This is a genomic window from Paracoccus salipaludis (genome assembly GCF_002287065.1).
GTDB classification, from domain to species: Bacteria; Pseudomonadota; Alphaproteobacteria; order Rhodobacterales; family Rhodobacteraceae; genus Paracoccus; species Paracoccus salipaludis.
In genome coordinates this window covers 91,374-112,326 of sequence record NZ_NSJZ01000008.1, presented here as the reverse complement: position 1 = coordinate 112,326, position 20,953 = coordinate 91,374, and the positions used below count along the sequence as shown (strand labels likewise).

The 20,953-nt window shown below is 70.6% G+C and carries 19 protein-coding genes; 16 read left to right on the top strand and 3 right to left on the bottom strand.

What is annotated here, in order from left to right; genetic code table 11:
• The first annotated feature begins 64 nt into the window (after positions 1–64).
• The 10 genes from CK240_RS11080 (at position 65) to CK240_RS11035 (ending at position 11,817) form a co-directional block, all read left to right on the top strand.
• Complete coding sequence (locus CK240_RS11080; protein WP_095640407.1) at positions 65–1,969, top strand: tetratricopeptide repeat protein; 1,905 nt, start codon at positions 65–67, stop codon at positions 1,967–1,969.
• Positions 1,970–1,985: 16 nt separating this feature from the next.
• Complete coding sequence (locus CK240_RS11075; RefSeq protein ID WP_095640406.1) at positions 1,986–2,813, top strand: 4-(cytidine 5'-diphospho)-2-C-methyl-D-erythritol kinase; 828 nt, start codon at positions 1,986–1,988, stop codon at positions 2,811–2,813.
• Positions 2,814–2,846: 33 nt separating this feature from the next.
• Entirely contained in the window at positions 2,847–3,593 is a 747-nt protein-coding gene (locus CK240_RS11070; RefSeq protein WP_095640405.1) for a pyridoxine 5'-phosphate synthase, read from the top strand.
• Positions 3,590–3,994 carry a holo-ACP synthase gene (gene acpS / locus CK240_RS11065; RefSeq protein ID WP_095640404.1) on the top strand — a complete coding sequence of 135 codons (405 nt, stop codon included), beginning with the start codon at positions 3,590–3,592 and terminating at the stop codon, positions 3,992–3,994. The genes CK240_RS11070 and acpS overlap by 4 nt, the downstream gene beginning before the upstream one ends.
• A gap of 106 nt (positions 3,995–4,100) precedes the next feature.
• A complete protein-coding gene (gene lepB / locus CK240_RS11060; protein ID WP_095640403.1) occupies positions 4,101–4,895 on the top strand; it encodes a signal peptidase I in 795 nt (264 codons plus the stop codon).
• A 9-nt stretch (positions 4,896–4,904) separates the two neighbouring features.
• Positions 4,905–5,594, top strand: a complete 690-nt coding sequence (gene rnc, locus CK240_RS11055) for a ribonuclease III (protein WP_095640402.1) — start codon at positions 4,905–4,907, stop codon at positions 5,592–5,594.
• Positions 5,591–6,535 carry a GTPase Era gene (gene era, locus CK240_RS11050; protein WP_095640401.1) on the top strand — a complete coding sequence of 315 codons (945 nt, stop codon included), beginning with the start codon at positions 5,591–5,593 and terminating at the stop codon, positions 6,533–6,535. Before rnc ends, era begins: the two co-directional genes overlap by 4 nt.
• The gene (locus tag CK240_RS11045; protein WP_240517383.1) at positions 6,535–6,861 is read left to right on the top strand and encodes a DUF1491 family protein; all 327 of its coding nucleotides are present in this window, start codon (positions 6,535–6,537) and stop codon (positions 6,859–6,861) included. Before era ends, CK240_RS11045 begins: the two co-directional genes overlap by 1 nt.
• A gap of 244 nt (positions 6,862–7,105) precedes the next feature.
• Positions 7,106–8,386, top strand: coding sequence for a metallophosphoesterase family protein (locus CK240_RS11040; RefSeq protein ID WP_095640399.1), 1,281 nt, complete (start codon positions 7,106–7,108; stop codon positions 8,384–8,386).
• Positions 8,386–11,817 (top strand): YhaN family protein, encoded by a 3,432-nt coding sequence (locus CK240_RS11035; RefSeq protein ID WP_095640398.1) that lies wholly within the window; start codon positions 8,386–8,388, stop codon positions 11,815–11,817. The genes CK240_RS11040 and CK240_RS11035 overlap by 1 nt, the downstream gene beginning before the upstream one ends.
• Here CK240_RS11035 and CK240_RS11030 read toward each other — a convergent pair.
• Both CK240_RS11030 and CK240_RS11025 read right to left on the bottom strand, forming a co-directional pair.
• A complete protein-coding gene (locus tag CK240_RS11030; protein WP_095640397.1) occupies positions 11,814–13,025 on the bottom strand; it encodes an NAD(P)/FAD-dependent oxidoreductase in 1,212 nt (403 codons plus the stop codon). The genes CK240_RS11035 and CK240_RS11030 overlap by 4 nt on opposite strands.
• A gap of 72 nt (positions 13,026–13,097) precedes the next feature.
• A complete protein-coding gene (locus CK240_RS11025; RefSeq protein ID WP_240517382.1) occupies positions 13,098–13,958 on the bottom strand; it encodes a hypothetical protein in 861 nt (286 codons plus the stop codon).
• A gap of 132 nt (positions 13,959–14,090) precedes the next feature.
• Here CK240_RS11025 and hslV point away from each other — a divergent pair, with 132 nt between their 5' ends.
• The 6 genes from hslV to CK240_RS10995 all read left to right on the top strand — a co-directional run bounded on the left by hslV (position 14,091) and on the right by CK240_RS10995 (position 19,709).
• Positions 14,091–14,618, top strand: a complete 528-nt coding sequence (hslV, locus tag CK240_RS11020; protein ID WP_095640396.1) for an ATP-dependent protease subunit HslV — start codon at positions 14,091–14,093, stop codon at positions 14,616–14,618.
• Between the two features lie 365 nt (positions 14,619–14,983).
• Positions 14,984–16,150, top strand: a complete 1,167-nt coding sequence (locus CK240_RS11015) for an acyl-CoA dehydrogenase family protein (RefSeq protein WP_095640395.1) — start codon at positions 14,984–14,986, stop codon at positions 16,148–16,150.
• Positions 16,150–17,244 carry a CaiB/BaiF CoA transferase family protein gene (locus CK240_RS11010; RefSeq protein ID WP_095640394.1) on the top strand — a complete coding sequence of 365 codons (1,095 nt, stop codon included), beginning with the start codon at positions 16,150–16,152 and terminating at the stop codon, positions 17,242–17,244. Before CK240_RS11015 ends, CK240_RS11010 begins: the two co-directional genes overlap by 1 nt.
• Entirely contained in the window at positions 17,244–18,083 is an 840-nt protein-coding gene (locus CK240_RS11005) for an HTD2 family dehydratase (protein ID WP_095640393.1), read from the top strand. The genes CK240_RS11010 and CK240_RS11005 overlap by 1 nt, the downstream gene beginning before the upstream one ends.
• 57 nt (positions 18,084–18,140) lie before the next feature.
• Complete coding sequence (hslU, locus tag CK240_RS11000) at positions 18,141–19,439, top strand: ATP-dependent protease ATPase subunit HslU (protein WP_095640392.1); 1,299 nt, start codon at positions 18,141–18,143, stop codon at positions 19,437–19,439.
• 75 nt (positions 19,440–19,514) lie between these two features.
• Positions 19,515–19,709 carry a PLD nuclease N-terminal domain-containing protein gene (locus tag CK240_RS10995; protein ID WP_095640391.1) on the top strand — a complete coding sequence of 65 codons (195 nt, stop codon included), beginning with the start codon at positions 19,515–19,517 and terminating at the stop codon, positions 19,707–19,709.
• A gap of 1 nt (position 19,710) precedes the next feature.
• Here CK240_RS10995 and CK240_RS18265 read toward each other — a convergent pair whose 3' ends face one another.
• Positions 19,711–20,805 carry a hypothetical protein gene (locus CK240_RS18265; RefSeq protein ID WP_135058822.1) on the bottom strand — a complete coding sequence of 365 codons (1,095 nt, stop codon included), beginning with the start codon at positions 20,803–20,805 and terminating at the stop codon, positions 19,711–19,713.
• Between the last annotated feature and the right edge of the window lie 148 nt (positions 20,806–20,953).

The following is a 20,953-nucleotide window of genomic DNA, read 5'->3' as shown; positions in this document are numbered from 1 at the left end:
GGGCGCGTCCCCGTCTAGGGTCGCGCGTCATGTGTCAACCTGTGCTGCGGGGCATTGCCGTTCGATGAAGCCCATCCTGAGCCTGGCGATCGCCGCCGCGCTGATCTCGACCGCCCCCCCTGTCCATGCCCGGACCGGCCTTGCGCCGGCCGGAGACGCGGCCGGCCTGCGCTGGGCGCAGGCGCAGACCGGAACCCCTGACGCGCAGGCGCCCGACGCCGACAAGCGCCAGGGGGCACGGCCTGCGCCGGTCCGGGGCCTCGCCGGGGCTTATCTCGCCGCGCGCCAGGCCGCCGCCGACAGCAATTTCCCGGCTGCCGCGCGCTATTTCGGCGAGGCGGTGGCGGCGGACCCCGGAGAGGCCTTCCTCCAGGACGGGGCCTTGGTTTCGATGATCTCGGCCGGAGAGATCGACCGTGCGGTGGACCTGGCCAACCGCCTGGCCCAGACCGAGCGTGCCGAGACCGAGCTGGTCGCGCTGCTGCGCCGCGTCGACCTGGCCCGGCGCGAGGACTGGGCGGGCGTGCTGGCCATGCTGGATCAGGCGGGCCCCGCCCCCACCGCCGGCGGCCCGCTGCTGGACGGCCTTTTCCGCGCCTGGGCGCTGATGGGCGCGGGCCGCGCCTCGGAAGCCTTCGCCATCTTCGAGCAGATGGGCCAGGGCGAGGGCGCGGCAGGGATCGCGGGCTTCCAGCTTGCGCTCGCCCGCGCCAGTGTCGGCGACTACGAGGGGGCGGCTTCGGCGCTGGAAAGCCCCGAAGCCTCCTCGCACCTGCAGGGGGTGCTGGCGCGCGCCCAGGTGCTGTCGCAACTGGAACGCAACGACGATGCGATCGCCATGCTCGACGGGCTCGAGGCGATCGAGAACGAGCCCGCGCTGCTCGACCTGCGCCGCAGGCTCCAGGCGGGCGAGACGCTGCCCTTTGACGTGATCCGCAATGCACGCGAAGGGCTGGCGCAGGTCCTGGTGACCTTCGCGGGCGCGCTCATGGGGGGCGAGGAAACCGACCCGCTGGCGCTGATCTATGCGCGGCTCGGGCAGCATCTCGACCCCGAGATGCCGGATGCGCGGCTGCTGATCGCCCAGCTTCTGCAATCGGCCGGCCAGTTCGACCTGGCCGAGGGCGAGTTCGACGCCCTGCGCGAGGCGGGCCAGATGCGCCCGGCGGCCGAGCTGGTGCGCATCGATTCGCTCGCGCGCGCCGACCGGATGGAGGACGCCGAATCCGCCGCACGCGCATTGGCCGACGCCTATCCCGCCTATGCCCAGGCCTGGGTCGCCTTGGGCGACGTGCTGCGCCAGCGCGACAAGTTCGCCGAGGCCGTGCCGGTTTATGACCGCGCGCTCGAGATCCTGAAGGAGGGCGAGGACCCGCAGGCGACCTGGTTCCCGCTTTATGCGCGCGGCATCGCCAAGGAACGCTCGGGCCAGTTCGACAGCGCCGACGCCGATTTCCAGGCCGCGCTGGAACTTCAGCCCGACCAGGCGCCGATCCTGAACTATCTCGGCTATTCCTGGGTGGACCGGAACGTGCGGCTGGACGAGGGCCTCAGGCTGATCGAGCGCGCGGTCGAGCTGCGCCCCGACGACGGCTATATTCTCGATTCCCTGGCCTGGGCCTATTACCGGCTGGGCCGCTATGCCGATGCCGTGGCCCCGATGGAGCGCGCCGTCGCCGTCATGTCCGACGACAGCCTGGTCAACGACCACATGGGCGACATCTACTGGATGGTCGGCCGCAAGCGCGAGGCCGAGATCCAGTGGAAGCGGGCGCTGAGCCTTTACAAGCCCGAGGACACCGACACGGACGTGGACCGCATCCGCGCCAAGCTGAACGTCGGTCTGGACGCCGTGCTGGAGGCCGAGCGGAAGAACGGCGGCAAGCTGCCCGGCGGCTTCGGCCTGCCCGAACCGGAACCCGCGGCCACCGCCGAGGCGCCCGGGGGCGACGTTCCGCCAAGGCCCTGAGGCGCCTTCCGCCCTCATGATCCGCCACGAGCCCGCGCCCGCCAAGATCAACCTGGCCCTGCATGTCACGGGACGGCGGGCGGACGGCTATCACCTGCTCGATTCGCTGGTGGTCTTCACCGCTTTAGGCGACCGGGTCACGGTCGCGCCGGGGCCCGCCGCGCTGACCGTCACCGGCCCCTTCGCCGATGCCGTGCCGGCGGGCGAGGACAACCTGTGCCTGCGTGCCCTGCGCCACGTGGGGGCCGCGGCAACGGTCACGCTGGACAAGCACCTGCCGCCCGCCTCGGGCATCGGCGGCGGCACGGCGGACGCGGCCGCCGTCCTGCGCGCGCTGGGCGCCGCGCCGGAACGCCCCGAGACGCTTGGCGCCGACCTGCCCGCCTGCCTGCTCAGCCGCCCCCTGCGGATGAAGGGCGTGGGCGAGGAGATCACGCCCGTCGGTCTGCCGGATCTGCATCTGGTGCTGGTGAACCCGCGCGTGGAAACCCCGACCCCCGCCGTCTTTGCCGCGCTGGACCGGCGCGACAACGCCCCCCTGCCCGACCTGCCCCTGCTGGCCGACGCCGCGGCGCTGGTGGATTGGCTCGCCGCCACCCGCAACGACCTGCAAGCGCCCGCCCTGGGCCTGCGCCCGGTGATCGCCGACTGCTTGGCCGCCCTGGCCGCGCAGGGGGCGGGGCTGGCGCGGATGTCCGGCTCGGGCGCGACCTGCTTCGGCATCTTCGCCGATGCCGGTGCGGCAGCCCGTGCCGCCGATGCGATCGCCGCCGCACGGCCCGGCTGGTGGGTCCGCGCCACCGCCACCATCGCGGGGCTACCCTCGGGCGGCACGGGCCGCTAGGCTCGGGCGCGGGAACCAAGGGGAAAAGCCGTCATGCTGCGACTGGGCGTCAACATCGACCATGTGGCCACCGTGCGGAACGCGCGCGGCACCCCCTGGCCCGATCCCCTGCGCGCCGCCCTTCTGGCGCAGGAGGCCGGTGCCGACGGCATCACCGCCCATCTGCGGGAAGACCGCCGCCATATCTCGGACGCCGACATCGCGCGCCTGTCCGACAGGCTGCACGTCCCCTTGAACCTGGAAATGGCCGCAACGGCCGAGATGCAGGCCATCGCCCTGCGCCACCGTCCCCACGCCGTCTGCATCGTTCCCGAAAAGCGCGAAGAGCGGACGACCGAGGGCGGCCTCGACGTCGCGGGCGACGAGCAGCGCCTGGCCGAGTTCATCGCCCCCCTGCGCGAGGCAGGCAGCCGCGTGTCGCTGTTCATCGGCCACGACCCCCGCCAGATCGAGGCCGCCGCCCGCATCGGCGCGGCCGTGGTCGAACTGCACACCGGCGCCTATTGCGACCTCGACACCGAGGGGAACCACGCCGCCCGCGACGCGGAACTGGCCGGTCTGGCGGAAGGCGCGCGCCTCGCGGCCTCGCTGGGGCTGGAGGTCCACGCCGGCCACGGCCTGACCTTCGACACCGTGGGCCCCATCGTCGCCCTGCCCGAGGTCCGCGAGCTGAACATCGGCCATTTCCTGATCTCGGAAGCGCTGTTCGTGGGTCTCGGGCCTGCGATCCGGGAAATGCGCGCGCGCATGGACGCGGCGCGCGCTGGCATGGCCCCATGATCCTCGGCATCGGCACCGATCTCTGCAACATCGACCGGATCGCGGGCGTGCTCGACCGCCACGGCGACCGGTTCCGCAACCGGGTCTTCACCGAACGCGAACTGGCGCGGGCCGCGCGGCGGGCGCATGAGGCGGGGACGCTGGCCAAGCGCTGGGCCGCGAAAGAGGCTTGCAGCAAGGCGCTGGGCACGGGGCTGGCCATGGGCATCGCCTGGCGGGACATGGCGGTGGACAATCTCGCCTCAGGCCAGCCGACCATGGCGCTGACTGGCTGGGCGGCCGAGCGGCTGGCGGCCATGACGCCGCCCGGGCACCGGGCCCATGTCCATGTGACGCTGACCGACGACCACCCCTGGGCGCAGGCCTTCGTGGTGATCGAGGCCCTGCCCGAGGACACCTGACTCTCGCGGCCCCGTTCACGCTGATGCGCGCGGGACGCGCTTTGCCTTGACTTCCGCCGCCTCGCGCGCCCAAGAACCGGCGATCCGCCATTGGACGAGAGAAAGCATGGCCCGCACCAAGACCGCGACAAAGGAAGGCGGCATCTGGGAAACGGTGAAGACCGTCTTCTGGGCGCTGGTCATCGCGGGCGTGTTCCGCACGCTGTTCTTCCAGCCCTTCTGGATCCCCTCGGGGTCGATGAAGGACACGCTGCTGATCGGCGACTTCCTGTTCGTCAACAAGATGGCCTACGGTTATTCGCGCTACTCCTGCCCCTTCGCGCTTTGCCCCATCGAGGGCCGCATCCTGGGGTCCGAGCCCGAGCGCGGCGACGTGGTGGTCTTCCGCCATCCGACGCGGGGCGTCGATTTCATCAAGCGCGTCATCGGCCTGCCGGGCGATACGGTGCAGGTGCGCGACGGCCAGCTGATCCTGAACGGCCAGCCCGTGCCGCAGACGCCCAACGGCACCTTCGTGGAACCCAAGCTGCCGCAGGGCCCCGCCCGCACCCTGCCCCGCTGCACCAACGAGCCCGTGCCCGAGGGCGGCCCCTGCGAGAACGAGCGCTTCACCGAGACCCTGCCCGAAGGACGCAGCCATGACGTTCTGAATATCGTGAACGACTGGCCGCTGGACAACACGCCTGTCTTCACGGTGCCCGAGGGCAGCTATTTCTTCATGGGCGACAACCGCGACAATTCCGAAGACAGCCGCGTGCCCGCCATCGCAGGGGGCCTGGGCTTTGTGCCGGCCGAGTTCCTGATCGGCCGCGCCGACCGGGTGATCTTCTCGTCCGCGGGCAGCTCGCTCTTGTATTTCTGGACCTGGCGGCCGGACCGGTTCTTCCATGGGGTCCACTGAGGTGGCGCGGTGAAGCTCTCGGCCGAGCTTGCCGCCTTCTCGGCGCGGCTGGGTCACCACTTCGCCGACCCCGCGCTGCTGGTGCGCGCGCTAACCCATGGCAGCCTGTCCTCGGCCACGCGGCCCGACAACCAGCGGCTGGAATTCCTGGGCGACCGCGTGCTGGGCCTGACCATCGCCGAGGCGCTGCTGAAGGCCGACCGGGGCGCGACCGAGGGTCAGCTTGCGCCGCGCCTCAACGCTCTTGTCCGCGGCGAGACCTGCGCCGAGATCGCCCGCCAGATCGGCCTGGGCGAGGTGCTGAAGCTCGGCCGGTCCGAGATGATGACCGGCGGGCGGCGCAAGGACGCGCTGCTGGGCGACGCGATGGAGGCGGTGATCGCCGCCGTCTATCTCGACGCGGGCTTCGAAGCCGCGCGGGCGATGATCCTGCGCCTCTGGGGCGCGCGGATCGCGGGCGCCGAGGAGGCCGCCTTCAACCCCAAGACCACGCTTCAGGAATGGGCGCAGGCCAAGGGCATGGGTCCGCCCTCCTACGAGGTGGCGGACCGGTCGGGCCCCGACCATGCGCCGCATTTCCGCATCATCGTGCGGCTGGACGACGGCCGGCAGGCCGAGGCCAGCGGCACCGGCACGAAACGCAGCATCGAGCAGGCCGCCGCCGGCGCGATGCTGGACCAGATCGGGGATACCCCATGACCGAGAACGACACCGCCCCCGAACAGGCGCCCGAAGGACCCACCCGCGCGGGCTTCGTCGCCCTGATCGGCGAGCCCAACGCCGGGAAATCCACCCTGCTGAACCGGATGGTCGGGGCCAAGGTCTCGATCGTGACCCACAAGGTGCAGACGACCCGCGCCCGCATCCGCGGCATCGCCATGCACGGGCAAAGCCAGATCGTCTTCGTGGACACGCCCGGCATCTTCCGGCCGCGCCGCAGGCTCGATCGGTCCATGGTGGCAGCAGCCTGGGGTGGAGCGGCGGACGCCGACATTGTCGTGCTGCTGATCGAGGCGCATCGCGGGCTGACGGACGGGGTGCAGGCGATCCTCGACGCGCTCAGCGAAAAGGCGGGCGGGCATCCGGTGGCGCTGGCGATCAACAAGATCGACCGGGTGAAGGCCGAGGAGCTGCTGGCCCTGTCACAGAAGATGAACGAGGCCTTTCCCTTCGTCCGCACCTTCATGATCTCGGCCGAGAGGGGGCACGGGACCGACGACCTGCTGGCTTGGCTGGCCGCCGAGGTGCCGGAAGGTCCGTGGCTTTACCCCGAGGACCAGATCGCCGATCTGCCGATGCGGATGATCGCCGCCGAGATCACGCGCGAGAAGCTGACCCTGCGGCTGCACGAGGAAATCCCCTACCAGCTGACGGTGGAAACCGAGAACTGGGAAGAACGCCAGGACGGGTCCGCCCGCATTGACCAGGTGGTCTATGTCAGCCGCGCCGGCCACAAGGGGATCGTGCTGGGCAAGAGCGGCGAGACGATCAAGGCCGTTAGTCGCGCCGCGCGCGAGGAGCTGATCGAGTTCATGGGTCGCCCGGTCCACCTGTTCCTGCGCGTGGCGCTGCGCGAGAACTGGCTGGACGAGGCCGAGCGCTACACCGAGATGGGCCTCGACTTCCGCGACGGGAACTGATGGAGCCGCGCCTGACCGCCGGCCTGCGCGTCGCCGCGCTGCTGCGGCGGGCGGACCTGGAAGGGCGCGCGGCCTATGTCGTCCATCGCGGCGACGACACGGCGGGCGCGCTGGCGGTCAGCGTGGTCCGCCCCGGCGGGACAGTCGAACTCTGGGCGCAGGAATACGACCTTTCCGCCGATCGCCGTGCCTGGGTGCGGCAGGCCGAGGGGACGGCGCGCGACATCGACGCCGCCATCGCCCGCAGGCGTGCCGCCGACCCCGACCTGTGGGTGATCGAAGTGGAACTGCCCGGGCAGGCGGCGGTGACGGACCTGCTGGACTGAAGAAGGGGGCGCTGCCCCCGCCGGCTGACGCCGGCTCCCCCGGGATATTTGGGCAAAGAAGAAGCCCTGCCTTGGCGCATGATGGCCGGCGCGGACAGGGCCGGCTTCAGCGCCGTTCCGGGCAACCGGGCCTTCAGTTTTTTCTTCTTCGCGGAAATATCCCGCGGGGGTTCCGGGGGCGCGAAGCCCCCGGTGCTGCGTCTCCGCTTGCACTCCGCCCCGCGCCGCGGAACAATCCGTGACCATGAGCTTCCGCTTCGTCCATGCCGCCGACATCCACCTGGACTCGCCGCTGCGCTCGCTGGCGCTGCGGGCGCCCGAGGTGGCGGAACTGATCGGGACCGCGACCCGGCAGGCCTTCGCCGCCATCGTGGACCTGTGCCTGGCCGAGCGGGTGGACGCGCTGCTGCTGGCGGGCGACCTGTATGACGGCGACCAGACCTCGATGACCACGGCGCGCTTCCTGGCGCAGCAGTTGGAGCGGCTGGATCAGGCGGGCGTCGCGGTCCACATCATCCGGGGCAACCACGACGCCCTGTCGCGGATCACGCGGGAACTGGTGCTGCCGCCCTCGACCCATGTCTATGCCCACCGCGCCGAGGCCGTGCCGCTGCAGCGCCCGCCGGGCGCAGTCCCGGTCGTCCTGCACGGGCTCAGCTTCCGCGAGCCCCGGGCCGAGGCCTGCCTGCTGGGCGACTACCGGCCGCCGGTATCGGAGGCGGTCAACATCGGACTGATGCACACCAGCCTGGGCGGCGCACCGGGCCACGACCCCTATGCCCCCGTGACGCCCGCCGACCTGGGACGCTCGGGCTTCGACTACTGGGCGCTGGGGCATATCCACAAGCCCTCGCGGCAGGTGGTGGGACGCACGCAGGTCGTCATGCCCGGTATCCCGCAGGGTCGCGACATCGGCGAGGCCGGGCCGCGCGGCGTCGTGCTGGTGACCGTCGCCCCCGACCGCACGATCACCGTCGAGGACCGCCTGACGAGCCTTGCCGAATTCGCCGCCGTGCCCGTGGATGCGACGGGCGTGGCGGACTGGGCCGCGCTGGTCCGATGCCTGCGCGTGACGCTGGAAACGGCGCGCGGCAAGGCCCGCTCGCCGCACCTGGTGGCGCGGGTGGTGCTGACCGGGGCCACGCCGCTGGCCTGGCGCATCCGGCGCGACCTGGACCTGCTGCTGGCCGAGGCCCAGGCGGCGGCCGAGGCAACCGGGCGTGTCTGGATCGAGAAGCTGACCTCGGAATGCACCCTGCGGGAGGAGGAGGCGCCGACCGCCGACGGCTCGCCCCTGGTCGCGCTGCGGCGGCTGATCTCGGGCGAGGTGCTGGACTCGGAGGCCTTTGCCACGGACATGACCGCCGCCGCGCAGGAACTGATCGGGCAGCTTCCGCCCGAGTTGCGCGCGGGTTTCGGCGAGGACGAGGGCGCACTGGGCCGCACGCTGGCCGAACTCGCCCGCGAGGGGGCAGACGAGGTGGTGGCGCGGCTTGTCCCCGACCGGGCGGACGGCGCCGATTGATGCGGCTGCGCCGGCTGGACCTGACGCGCTACGGGCGCTTCACCGACCGCAGCCTGGTTTTCGGGGCGGCGGAACCGGGCCGGCCCGACCTGCACATCGTCCACGGGCCGAACGAGGCCGGCAAGTCCACCCTGCTGAACGCCTGGCTGGACCTGCTGTTCGGCATCCACGCGCGCAGCAGCTACAATTTCCTGCATCCCTATGACTCGATGCGGATCGGGGCCGTGCTGGACCTGGCCGAGGGCCCGCGCGAGGTGGTGCGCGTCAAGAAGGCCCGCGACTCGCTGGTCGATCCGGCCGGGCGGCCCGTGCCCGACGGGGTGCTGCGTGCCGCGCTCGGGGGGATCGAGCGCAAGGACTGCGCCGACATGTTCGCCCTGGACGCGGGCACGATGGAGGACGGGGGCGAGCTGATCCTGTCCAGCAGGGGCAACCTGGGCCAGCTTCTGTTTTCGGCCAGCGCGGGACTGGCGGAACTGGGTGACCGGCTGGACGGCCTGCGGGCCGAGGCGGATGCCTTCTACAGGAAATCCGCCCGGAAAGGCACCCTCAAGGACATGCGCGCCCGGCTGGAGGAGCTTGCGGCCGAGCGCAAGGCGCTGGACGTGCAGGCGGCCGAGCATCGCGCGCGGCGGCTCGCGGCCGACAAGGCCGAGGCCGAGCGCGACGCGGCGGCCGAAGCCCATGCCCGCGCCGCCGCCGCCCGCGACGCTGCAAGGGCCGCGCTGGAGGCGCTGCCTTGGCTGGCCGAATGGGGCGCCATCGACGCGGAACTGGCGCCGCTGGACGGGCTGCCGGACGCGCCCCCGGACTGGCCCGCGCGGGTGGCCGGGCTCTTGGCCGAGGAGGTGGCGCTGCGCACCGAAGCCGCGCTGGACACCGAGCGGCGGCAGGCGCTGGCCACCGCGCTGGCGGCGCTGGTGCCGGACGGTGCGGCGCTTGCGCAGGCCGAGGCCGCGGGCTTCGACGAGGAGCTGAAGGCGCGCTGGATCGCCGCCCGCGACGACCTGCCCCGCCGCCTGCAGGAGCTTGCCGGGGCCTGCCAGCGGATCGAGGCGCTGGGCCGCCAGGTCCTGCCCGGTGCCGATGCCGCGACCCTTGCGGTCGGCCCCGGGACGCTCGACCGGCTGGCCGAGCTGATGACGGCGCATGAGGGGTTGTCCGCGCGGCTCGCCTCGGCCCGGGCCGAGGTGGCGGCGCGGGTGGAGGAGCTTGCGGCGGCGGGCGGGCCCTTGGACGACGAGGGCGAGGATGAGGGCGCGGCCGCGCTGCGCGAGGCGCTGGCGCCCCTGCGCCGCGCCGATCTGGCGGGACGCCGCGACGAGACGCGGGCCAAGGCCGACGAAGCCGCCGCCCGGCTGGATGCGGCGCTTGCGCGGCTTGTGCCGTGGAGTGGCGACCCGGGCGCGCTGCGGGCGCTGGAGGTGCCATCGGCGGAACGGCTGGCGGGATGGGCGGCCAGGCTCGATGCCGCCACCGCCGCGCGGGACACGGCGGCGCGCGCCGCCGCCGACCGGGCCGAAGAAGCGCGGCGGCGGGCGGCGGAACGCGACGGGCTGGCCGACAGCATCGGCGCGGCCGACCCGCAGCGGGTGGCCGACAGCCGCGCCCGCCGGGATACGGCCTGGAAGGCGCATCTGGCGACTCTGGATGCCGCCTCGGCCCGCGCCTTCGCCGAGGCGATGGAGGCGCATGACAGCGCCGTTTCCGCCCAACTGGACCGCGCCGCCGACATCGGGCGGCTTCACGGCGCGCGCGAGGATGCCGCGACGGCGGCGCGACTGGCCGCGGCCGCGGCGCACGATCTTTCCACGGCCGAGGCGGCCCTGGCGGAACTGCGCGCGACGCTGGCGGCCAGCGCGGGCGCGATCCTGCCCGGCCGCGACCCGGCTGACCCTCTGGCCGACCTGTCGGGCTGGCTGGCCCGACGCGAACGGGCGCTGGATCTGGCGGACGAGGCCGGGACGGCTACCCGCGCCGCCGACCGCGCCCATGCCGAGGCGGCGCAGGCCGAGGCCGCCTTGCGCGCCCGGCTGGAAAGCGCCGGCGAAATCCCCCAAAGCGAACTGCGTGCCCTCGCTGCCCAGGCCCAGCACCTGCTGAACCGCCGCGAGGCCGAGGCCGCGCGCCGGGCCGAACGGCTGCGCCTGACGCGGGAACTGGCCACCCGCCGGCAGGCCGAGGCGGCAGCGCGGCGCGCGCTGGAGGACTGGCAGCGCGCCCTAGCCGAGGCCTGCGCGCCGACCTTCCTGTCGGACGCCCCGCCCGATGCCGCCCGGCTGCGCGCCCTGCTTCCTCCCTTGCGCGACCTGGGCGCGGCGCTGGCCGTGGCCGAGGACCTGCGCCACCGCACCGAGGCCATGCAGGACGACCAGCGCCGCTTCGCCGAGGCGGTGGAGGCGCTGGCCGCCGCGCTGGACCTGCCCCCCGGCGACCCGCTCGCGCGCCATGCCGCCGCCGCCGCCCGCCTTGCCGAAGCCCGGCGCACGGCCGAGCGCCGGGCCGCTCTGGCCGGGGATCTCGCCCGCGCCGAGGCTGCCCGCGATGCCCTGGCCCAGCGCCGCGCCCGGCTGGACGCCGAGGCCGCGGCCATCACCGCCCACCTGGGCGCCCCCGACCTGACCCATGCGCAGGCGGCGCTGGCCCGCATCGCCCGCCGCGCCGAGCTGCGCGACCGCGCCGTGCGCCTGGGGGCGCAGATCCGGGGCGCGCTGGGGGTTCCCTCGCTGGACGAGGCGCGCGCCCGCCTGTCCGGCACCACGCCCGACGAGCTGCGCGCCGCGCTGGTGCGGGCCGAGGACGCACAGGCCGAGACCGAGGCGCGGCTGGACGCCGCCCGCGCCGCGCTTTACGCCGCCCGCCACGCGCTGGACGCGGTGCCGGGGGACGACCGCGTGGCGCTGATCGAGGCGCGCCGCCGCACCCTGCTGATCGAGATCGAGGACGAGGCCCGCGCCTGGCTGCGCCTGCGGGCGGGGGTGATCGCCACCGACCACGCGCTGCGCTCGTACCGCGACCACCACCGCAGCGGGATGATGGCCCGCGCCTCGGAGGCCTTCGCCGCGATCACGGGCGGCGCCTACCGGAGCCTGACCTCGCAGCCCGGCGAAGGGACCGAGCGGCTGATCGCCGTCGCGGCCGATGGCAGCTCAAAGGAGCCGGGGGCGCTGTCCAAGGGCACGCGCTTCCAGCTTTACCTCGCGCTGCGGATCGCGGGGTTCCACGAATGGGCGGGGGCGCACGGGCCGGTGCCGGTGATCGCCGACGACATCATGGAAACCTTCGACGACAGCCGCACGCGGCTGGCGCTGGGGGCGCTGGCCGAGATGTCGCGGGCGGGCCAGGTGATCTACCTGACCCACCACCGCCATGTCTGTGACCTCGCGCGCGAGGCCTGCCCCGAGGCGCGTATCCTGGACCTCGGCGTCTAGGCCGCCAAGGCCGCCCGCAGGTCCCAGTCCAACCCCTGCAGCCGGTCGCGGGTGACCGGCGCGCCCGCCAGCAGCTTGCGCGCCGCCATGTGCCGCCCGGCCTGGTTCACCGTCTCGACCGCGATCAGCCGCCCGTCGCGGAAGGCCAGCACCGTGTCGACCGCTCCACTGGCGTCGGTCAGGACATGGGTGTCGTCCCAGCCGGTGGACAGCCCCGCGATCTGCAGCTTCAGTGGCCCTTGGTCCGACCAGAACCAGGGCAGCGCATCATAGGGCGGCTGTTCGGCCCCGGTGATCGTGCGGGCGACATGGCGGGCGTGATCGACCGCCGCCTGCACCGATTCCAGACGCGTGGCGATGCCGTGCAGCGGGAAGTTGGCGCAATCGCCGATGGCGAAGACGCGCGGGTCGCTCGTGCGCAGGTGCCCGTCCACGACGATGCCGTTGGCGACCGCCAGCCCCGCCTCGGCGGCAAGCTCGACATTGGGGCGCACGCCCGCGGCCAGCAGGACGAGGTCGGCGGGAACCGTCCGGCCGTCGGCCAGCGCCACGCCCTCGGCCGCGGATGTCCCGGCGATCCCGGCGCCCAGCGAGGACAGCCGAACATCGACCCCGGACTCGCGGTGGAAATCGAGAAAGCGCTGCGACATGGGCGGCGTCACGGCGCGGGACATCAGCCGGTCGGCGGCCTCGATCACCGTGACCTCGATGCCGCGCGCGGCGGCGACGGCCGCGAACTCGAGCCCGATGAAGCCGCCGCCGATCACCGCCGCGCGGCTGACGCCCTCGGCCATGGCGCGCAGCCGCGCGGCGTCGGCCAGGCCCCGCAGCTCGTGCACGCCGGGCAGGTCGAGGCCCGGCAGCGGCGGGCGCAGGTTGCGCGCGCCGGTCGCCAGCACGAGGCGGTCGAAGGGGATGCGCCCGCCATCCTCCAGCACCACCTCGCCGGCGGGCCGGTCGATGGCGGCCACGATGATGCCCGGGCGGTAATCGATGCCGGCCGTCTCGAAGAAGGACGCGGGCTTCAGCGCCAGCCGGCTTTCGTCGCCGTCCTTCATGTAGGCCTTGCTCAGCGGCGGGCGCTGGTAGGGCAGTCCCGGCTCGTCCCCGACCAGGGTGATGGGTCCCGCGAAGCCCTCCTGCCGCAGGCTGGCCGCGGCCTGCAGCCCCCCCTGCCCCGCGCCCACGATCACCACCCTGTCCGACATGCCTGCCCCTCCCGCCCCGCTTGACCGGCGGACTTTGCGGAAGGGCCGGGCCGGGCGCAAGCCCCGGGGCCCTTACAGCGGCCAGCCGCCCCGGCGCATCGCGGCCAGCATCCGCGCGCCCGCATCCGGCGCCTGCGCGTCGATGGCCTGGGTCCTGAGGAACCAGTGCACATAGCGGTCGAGCGGCGGCCGCGCGTCCGCGGCCCGGGCCAGCGCGGCCTCGGCCCCCAGGTCGGCGACGTTCAGGGCCGCGTGGTGGAAGTCGATCTGCGCGAACAGAACCGCGGGCTTGCCCAGGATCATGCCGTCGAAGGCGACCGCGCTGTTCTGGGTGGCCACAAAGGCGCAGTCCCGCAGCAGCGCCATCGTGTCGCCGCCCAGCGTCAGGTTCGGGTGCCGGGCCGCCAGCCGGGCCAGCGCGGCATGGTCGGCGGCATCGTAGCTTTCGGACGGGTGCAGCGTCGCCACCACCGGGCGGCCTGTGCGGCAGACGGCGTCCAGCATCTCGACCGGGCTCATGGACTGGAAGGACCGGGTGCGGCGCAGGTGGCCCTGCAGCGGGACAAGGACGTGATCGCCCTGCGCAGGTTCGGGCCCCGGCAGGACGCGGGCGCGCAGGCGGCGGACAAAGGCGGCAGCCTCGCCGGGATCCACCGCCTCGGGGTCGAAGCGCGCCTGCGCCACGGCAAAGCGCCAGCGCTCGGCTACCGGCTCGATGCGCCAGAAGGGATAATGATAGGCGCGGCGCAGGGTCAGCGTGCGCGGGTGGCGGGGCTGCTTCATGTGAAGCAACGCGTGGTCGCCCGGCGGGGGCGGGCTGTCCTGCGCCTGCGCCGAAGCGCGCTCGAACAGCACGCGCCAGCCCTGCGCCTCGACCGTGCGGGCCAGCACGGCCATCGCCGGAAAGGTCCCCGCGCGCGCGGTGCGCAGCATGTGCCCGTGAAGGTAGACGCGAAGGGTGGGCGGCGGCGGCATGGCGGCAGCGTAATCGGCGCGCCCGCGTTGCGGAAGCCGGCGCGCGCCCATATCTGGGGCCCGCAAGTTCAACGAAGGGGAAGAAGAGCCATGACCACGATCCTGGCGGTGCGCCGCGGCAATGAGGTCGTCGTCGCCGGCGACGGGCAGGTCAGCGTGGGCCAGACGGTGATGAAGGGCACGGCCCGCAAGGTGCGCCGCCTGTCGCCGGGCGGGCGCGACGTAGTGGTGGGCTTCGCCGGCTCGACCGCCGATGCCTTCACCCTGCTGGAACGGCTTGAGCGCAAGCTGGAATCCGCGCCGGGCCAGTTGCAGCGCGCCTGCGTGGAACTTGCCAAGGACTGGCGCACCGACAAGTACCTGCGCAACCTGGAAGCCATGCTGATCGTCACCGATGGGGCGCAGGTTTATGTCGTGACCGGCGCGGGCGACGTGCTGGAACCCGAACATGACGTGGCCGCCATCGGCTCGGGCGGGAACTTCGCCTTGGCGGCGGCGCGGGGGCTGATGGAAGGCGACCTCGACGCCGAAATGGTCGCCCGCCGCGCCATGGCGATCGCGGCCGACATCTGCGTTTACACCAACGGCAACCTGGTGGTGGAACGGATCGCCGCCTGAGCGGCGCCGGGCGAAGGGGACCGGATCAGCCCTTGGCGGGTCCCCTTTCTAGCCGGAGCCGCCCTTTCCAGGCGCTTCTTTGCAGAAGGCGCGGCATTTCACGCGCCACAGCCCTGCCCGGCGCGGTCGGGCGCGCCCACGGGCTTGCGCAGCAGCGCCCCGCCCGCAGGTGCCCCGGCCTGCCGGACGCGCCGGTCGGGGTGGGCCGGACCACGCGGGGCGCCTCGAGGTGCCGGGATCAGGCCGTGCGGTCCGAACGGGGCGTCCTGATCCATATCTTTTCGCTATGACGATCAGACCCATCATGTATTTGGCTTATCGCCCCTGACAGCCCTAATCTGCCGCCGCATGACAGGAGGCCCGCGATGATCGCACAGCCCGCCGACCAGTATGGGGACATCCGCGACGCGGTGCGCGCCTTGTGCGCGCAATTTCCCGAGGACTATCACCGCCGCATCGACGAGGCCCGCGCCTATCCCGAGGAATTCGTCGAGGCGCTGACCCGCGCCGGCTGGATGGCCGCCCTGATCCCCGAGGAATACGGCGGCTCGGGCCTCGGCCTCACCGAGGCTTCGGTCATCATGGAGGAGATCAACCGCTCCGGCGGGAACTCGGGGGCCTGCCACGGGCAGATGTATGTCATCAACACCCTGATCAAGCACGGGTCCGCCGACCAGAAGCGCCGCTACCTGCCCCCCATCGCCGCGGGCGACCTGCGGCTGCAGAGCATGGGCGTGACCGAGCCCACCACCGGCTCGGACACGACGAAGATCAAGACCACCGCCACCCGCAAGGGCGACCGCTACGTGGTCAACGGCCAGAAGGTCTGGATCAGCCGCGTCCAGCATTCGGACCTGATGATCCTGCTCGCGCGCACCACCCCCGCCGACCGGGTGAAGAAGCCGTCCGAAGGCATGTCCATCTTCATCGTCGATGTGAAGCAGGCGCAGGCCAGCGGCGGGCTGACGGTCAAGCCCATCGCCAACATGGTCAACCACGAGACCAGCGAGCTGTTCTTCGACAACCTCGAAATCCCGGCCGAGAACCTCATCGGCACCGAGGGACAGGGCTTCAAGCACCTGCTCTCGGGCCTGAATGCCGAGCGCGCGCTGATCGCCGCCGAATGCATCGGCGACGGTTACTGGTTCACCGACCGCGTCGTGAGCTACGTCAACGAACGCACCGTCTTCGGCCGCCCCATCGGCCAGAACCAGGGCGTCCAGTTCCCCATCGCCGAAGCCTATATCGAGATCGAGGCCGCGAACCTCATGCGCTTCAAGGCCTGCCGGCTTTACGACGAGGGCCAGCCCTGCGGGGCCGAGGCGAACATGGCCAAGTACCTTGCCGCCAAGGCAAGCTGGGAAGCGGCGAACGCCTGCATCCAGTTCCACGGCGGCTTCGGCTTTGCCAATGAATATGACGTGGAACGCAAGTTCCGGGAAACGCGCCTTTACCAGGTCGCCCCGATCTCGACCAACATGATCCTGGGCTACATCGGCCAGCACGTCCTTGGCATGCCGAAGAGCTACTGATGAGCCCCCTTCCCCTTTCCGGCCTCACCGTTGTCGCCATCGAGCAGGCCGTCGCCGCCCCCTTCGCCACCTTGCGCCTCGCGGACGCGGGCGCGCGGGTCATCAAGATCGAGCGCCCCGAAGGCGATTTCGCCCGCGGCTACGACTCGGTCGCCAAGGGCCAGTCCAGCTATTTCGTCTGGCTGAACCGCGGCAAGGAAACCGTGGTGCTGGACCTCGCGTCCGACGAGGGCAAGGCGGAGCTCACCCGCCTGCTGGATGGCGCCGACGTGCTGGTGCAGAACCTCAGGCGCGGGGCGCTGGCGCGGCTGGGCTTCGGCTTCGACCGGCTTGCGGCGGACTGGCCGCGCCTCGTCACCTGCTCGATCACCGGCTATGGCGAGGACGGGCCCATGGCCGACCGCAAGGCCTACGACCTGCTGATCCAGGCGGAATCGGGCCTGTGCTCCATCACCGGCGGCCCGCAGGAACCGGCCCGCGTCGGCATCTCGATGGTGGATATCGCGACCGGTGCCACGGCGCATGCCGCGATCCTCGAGGCGCTGATCCGCCGCGGCGTGACGGGCAGGGGCGCCAGCATCTCGGTCTCGATGTTCGACGTCATGGCCGACTGGCTGACGGTGCCGCTGCTGCAGCACGAGGGCGGCAAGTCCCCGCAGCGCATCGGCATGGCGCATCCCTCCATCGCCCCCTATGGCGTCTTCACCACGGGGGACGGCCGGCAGATCCTGATCTCGGTCCAAAGCGACCGCGAATGGCGCAAGCTGGCCGAGGTCTTCCTGGCCCGGCCCGACCTGGGCCGCGACCCCCGCTTCGCCACCAACGTGGCCCGCGTCGCGAACCGCGCCGAGACGGATGCGGCCGTCGCCGCCGGTTTCGCCCGCATGACGGAAGCCCAGGCCATCGAGGCCCTGCAAGCCGCCGACGTGGCGCTGGCCTCGGTCAACGACATGGCCGCCCTGTCGCGGCACCCCCATCTGCGCCGCCTCACCGTGGACACGGCCGCCGGTCCCGTCAGCTATCCCGCGCCCGGCGCGGTTTTCACCGACGAGACCCGCAGCTATGGTCCCGTGCCGGCATTGGGAGACGCGTGATGGATCTCGACCTTGACCACCTGCGAAGCTGGATCGGACGCGAGGAAGCCAAGTCCGAACCGGTGACGACCGCGCTTGTCGAACGCTTCGACGCCACCTTCGGCCGGACCGGCGACACCACGCCCGGCGCGGCGGCCCCGGTGATGATCCACCTCTGCCTCGCGCCCCCCGCGGCGCCCATGGACCAGCTTGGCCCCGACGGCCATCCCGCGCGGGGCGGCTTCCTGCCGCCCGTCCCTCTGCCCCGCCGGATGTGGGCCGGCGGCAGCTTTGCCTTCCATGACGACATCCGCATCGGCGAAACCGTCACCCGCCGGTCTGTCATCCGCGACGTGGCGGTCAAGCAGGGCCGCACCGGCACCCTCTGCTTCGTCACCGTCGAGCACCGCATCGAGAGCGGCAGCCGCCATGTCCTGACCGAGCGGCAGGACATCGTCTACCGCGACCTCGACCCGCCCGGAGGCCCCGCGAAGGCCGCGCCGCCCCCCGCCCCCGAAGGCACCCACCGCGTCACGGTCGCGCCCACGGCGCCGCTGCTGTTCCGCTATTCGGCGCTGACCTTCAACGGCCACCGCATCCACTACGACGCCCCCTATGTCCGCGAGGTCGAGGGCTATCCCGGCCTCATCGTCCACGGTCCCCTGCAGGCGTCGCAACTTGTCCACCTTGCGGAACGGGTCCGCGGCCGCGTGCCCCGGACCTTCGACTTCCGCAGCCTGTCCACCATCTTCGACACCGCCGACTACACCCTGAACGCGACCGAGGACGGTGACGGCCTGAAACTCTGGACCGCGCAACGCGGCGGTCCCGTCGCGATGGAGGCCCGCGCCACCTGGTGACTTGGCGTTGCCGCCTCGGCTGCATAAGTCGGCGGCAATCGAAACCCCGAGGACGCCATGACCGACCTGACCCCCCGCGAGATCACCGCCGAGCTTGACCGCTTCATCATCGGCCAGGCCGAGGCCAAGCGCGCGGTGGCGGTGGCCATGCGCAACCGCTGGCGCCGCCAGCAGCTTGCCGACGACCTGCGCGACGAGGTCTACCCCAAGAACATCCTGATGATCGGCCCCACGGGCGTCGGCAAGACCGAGATCTCGCGCCGCTTGGCGAAGCTTGCGCAGGCCCCCTTCGTCAAGGTCGAGGCCACCAAGTTCACCGAGGTCGGCTATGTCGGCCGTGACGTGGAACAGATCATCCGCGACCTGACCGACGCGGCCATGGTCGAAACCCGCGAGCGGATGCGCGAGGCCGTGAAGTCGCGCGCCCGGGCCGCCGCCGAGGACCGCGTGATCGCGGCGCTGGCGGGCGACCAGGCGCGCGACCAGACCCGCGAGATGTTCCGCCGCAAGCTCAAGTCTGGCGAGCTGGACGACACCGTGATCGAGCTGGAGCTGAACGACAGCTCGAACTCCCTGGGGATGGAGGTTCCGGGCCAGCCCGGCATGGGCCAGATGATGGACCTGGGCGCGCTGATGAAGGCCTTCGGCGGCCGCCGCGTGCGCCGCAAGGTCACGGTCGCGCAGTCCTACGACCTGCTGATCGCCGAGGAAGCCGACAAGCTTCTGGACGACGAGCAGATCAAGGCTGCGGCCCTTGAGGCCGTCCAGCAGTCCGGCATCGTCTTCATCGACGAGATCGACAAGGTCTGCGCCCGCGCCGAGACCCGCGGCGGCGACATCAGCCGCGAGGGCGTCCAGCGCGATCTGCTGCCCCTGATCGAAGGCACGACGGTGTCCACCAAATACGGCCCCGTGAAGACCGACCACATCCTGTTCATCGCCTCGGGCGCCTTCCACGTCGCCAAGCCCTCGGACCTGCTGCCCGAACTTCAGGGCCGCCTGCCGATCCGCGTCGAACTGCGCGCGCTGACCGAGGCCGACTTCGTCCGCATCCTGACCGAGACGGACAACGCCCTCACCCTGCAATACGCGGCCCTGATGCGGACCGAGGGTGTCGAGGTCAGCTTCACCCCCGACGGCATCGCGGCGCTGGCCCGCATCGCGGCCGAGGTGAACGGCAGCGTGGAAAACATCGGCGCCCGCCGCCTTTACACCGTGATCGAGCGCGTCTTCGAGGACCTCTCCTTCACCGCCCCCGACCGCAAGGGCGAGGCGATCACGGTCGACGCGGCTTTTGTCGAGTCCCAGTTGGGCGACCTCGCCCGCTCGGCCGACCTGTCGCGCTACGTGCTGTAAGGGGAACCCCGGCGCGGCCAGTCCGTTGACGCATCAACGGGCCGGTCGCGCCCCCTTACCCACGGAGCCATCCCGATGAACCTTTTCGGCAGCGTTTTCGGCCTGATCATCTTCGTCCTCGACATCTGGGCCATCGCCTCGATCATCAACTCGGGCGCGACGGGCAAAAGCAAGGTGATCTGGGTGCTGGTCGTGGCGATCCTGCCGGTCGCAGGGCTCATCGCCTGGTGGATCGCCGGGCCGAAGGCGAATTATGGGGGGCGGAGATAGATCAGTTTTTCTCACGGCTAACGGAAAGAATATCCTCGTCTGTCAGCGTTAGCATGGACGTATCCTTTCCTGATTCTTGGGCCAATTCTAAGAATAACTTAGCGAAGTTCCTGTAGTGATAAACCAATATGTCCAAGAGGTCGTAATCTGATGTATCTCCGATCTTTATATTTCTATGATACTTGAACCTTCCTTCGCCTTGATTTACTGTCTTTACAGACCCTACGGACTCGAGAAAAAAGCTGCCATACGGCGTCCCATGAACGAATCTTCTTCTGAGCGCGTTGAATTCCTTTAACCATCCAGATACAATAATTTGACTAGAATCAGACTGAACTCTTAGACAGTCCCTAGCCTTCAATAGACTCAAGAGCCTATTGCTTTCCAAGTCATCTATTTTAATTTTGTTCTTGAGCTTATTTAGGTCATCTACTTCATTCGATATATTCATCTCCCTTGCTATGAAGGTTGCAAGATGATCTCGAGCCGACCCAACATGCACAAAGAATGAGTGAACACTAGCGTATAGAACGTTGTCAGACGGCTTACCATGAAGCATTCCCGGCCTCATGTTAGTTCTCATGATCTCAACTAGTTGATCATGATAAAAATCGCAGATGTGTGACAATGCAGAGTCTGCGTTTGCTATACTTAGGCTGATAGCCTGAGCGGCGTCAGCTATAGAGTCTGGCGCATCTGCGGCCTTGACATAGTCCTCAAATGTCTCAGGCGCGATCTGCCCGCTCCTTTCAGCACTACTCTTGCGAAAATTTCTCGAGATATTCGCCCAAAGACTTGCAGGAGTTTGCCAATTTTCAACTCTACCATCTACGATTGGCTTCCAGCTAGAATAATAAGATCCGTTGCTCCAAGATATATCTTGGAAGGCAATTGGCAAGTACCCCTCCTTACTTGTCAGATTCATAAGCTTCCTCTTGGGGATAGGACGGCTAAGGCAGGGCTCACCGTGAAAAAGAACTGGCTGGAAAATCCAGGAATCTCCACCGGCTTTGACTGCTCGCAGCCCACCTGAAAACACAATGTACAGCGCATCTCCATCAGGAGCCTTCCATATCGGCTTATATACGTCATCCATTGCGTCCACCCTGCTGCGCTATCTTCGAAAGCCGACGACCCCTCTAGCAAATTCTCAGAGGCAGAGCATCCCCTCTCGCCTATCCGGAGGCTAGGCTTACATCATCATACTTATACCAAGCGCAACTAAGGCTGCTCGCAGAACGAAA

Bases quoted from the DNA above. Each gene is read 5' to 3' on its own strand.
- CK240_RS11040 (WP_095640399.1), top strand. From the start codon at position 7,106: ATGAGCTTCCGCTTCGTCCATGCCGCCGACATCCACCTGGACTCGCCG.
- CK240_RS11075 (WP_095640406.1), top strand. From the start codon at position 1,986: ATGATCCGCCACGAGCCCGCGCCCGCCAAGATCAACCTGGCCCTGCAT.
- CK240_RS11005 (WP_095640393.1), top strand. From the start codon at position 17,244: ATGGATCTCGACCTTGACCACCTGCGAAGCTGGATCGGACGCGAGGAA.
- CK240_RS18265 (WP_135058822.1), bottom strand. From the start codon at position 20,805: ATGGATGACGTATATAAGCCGATATGGAAGGCTCCTGATGGAGATGCG.
- CK240_RS11015 (WP_095640395.1), top strand. From the start codon at position 14,984: ATGATCGCACAGCCCGCCGACCAGTATGGGGACATCCGCGACGCGGTG.
- era (WP_095640401.1), top strand. From the start codon at position 5,591: ATGACCGAGAACGACACCGCCCCCGAACAGGCGCCCGAAGGACCCACC.
- CK240_RS11070 (WP_095640405.1), top strand. From the start codon at position 2,847: ATGCTGCGACTGGGCGTCAACATCGACCATGTGGCCACCGTGCGGAAC.
- CK240_RS11035 (WP_095640398.1), top strand. From the start codon at position 8,386: ATGCGGCTGCGCCGGCTGGACCTGACGCGCTACGGGCGCTTCACCGAC.
- CK240_RS11030 (WP_095640397.1), bottom strand. From the start codon at position 13,025: ATGTCGGACAGGGTGGTGATCGTGGGCGCGGGGCAGGGGGGGCTGCAG.
- CK240_RS10995 (WP_095640391.1), top strand. From the start codon at position 19,515: ATGAACCTTTTCGGCAGCGTTTTCGGCCTGATCATCTTCGTCCTCGAC.
- CK240_RS11045 (WP_240517383.1), top strand. From the start codon at position 6,535: ATGGAGCCGCGCCTGACCGCCGGCCTGCGCGTCGCCGCGCTGCTGCGG.
- CK240_RS11025 (WP_240517382.1), bottom strand. From the start codon at position 13,958: ATGCTGCGCACCGCGCGCGCGGGGACCTTTCCGGCGATGGCCGTGCTG.
- CK240_RS11080 (WP_095640407.1), top strand. From the start codon at position 65: ATGAAGCCCATCCTGAGCCTGGCGATCGCCGCCGCGCTGATCTCGACC.
- acpS (WP_095640404.1), top strand. From the start codon at position 3,590: ATGATCCTCGGCATCGGCACCGATCTCTGCAACATCGACCGGATCGCG.
- hslV (WP_095640396.1), top strand. From the start codon at position 14,091: ATGACCACGATCCTGGCGGTGCGCCGCGGCAATGAGGTCGTCGTCGCC.
- CK240_RS11010 (WP_095640394.1), top strand. From the start codon at position 16,150: ATGAGCCCCCTTCCCCTTTCCGGCCTCACCGTTGTCGCCATCGAGCAG.
- lepB (WP_095640403.1), top strand. From the start codon at position 4,101: ATGGCCCGCACCAAGACCGCGACAAAGGAAGGCGGCATCTGGGAAACG.
- hslU (WP_095640392.1), top strand. From the start codon at position 18,141: ATGACCGACCTGACCCCCCGCGAGATCACCGCCGAGCTTGACCGCTTC.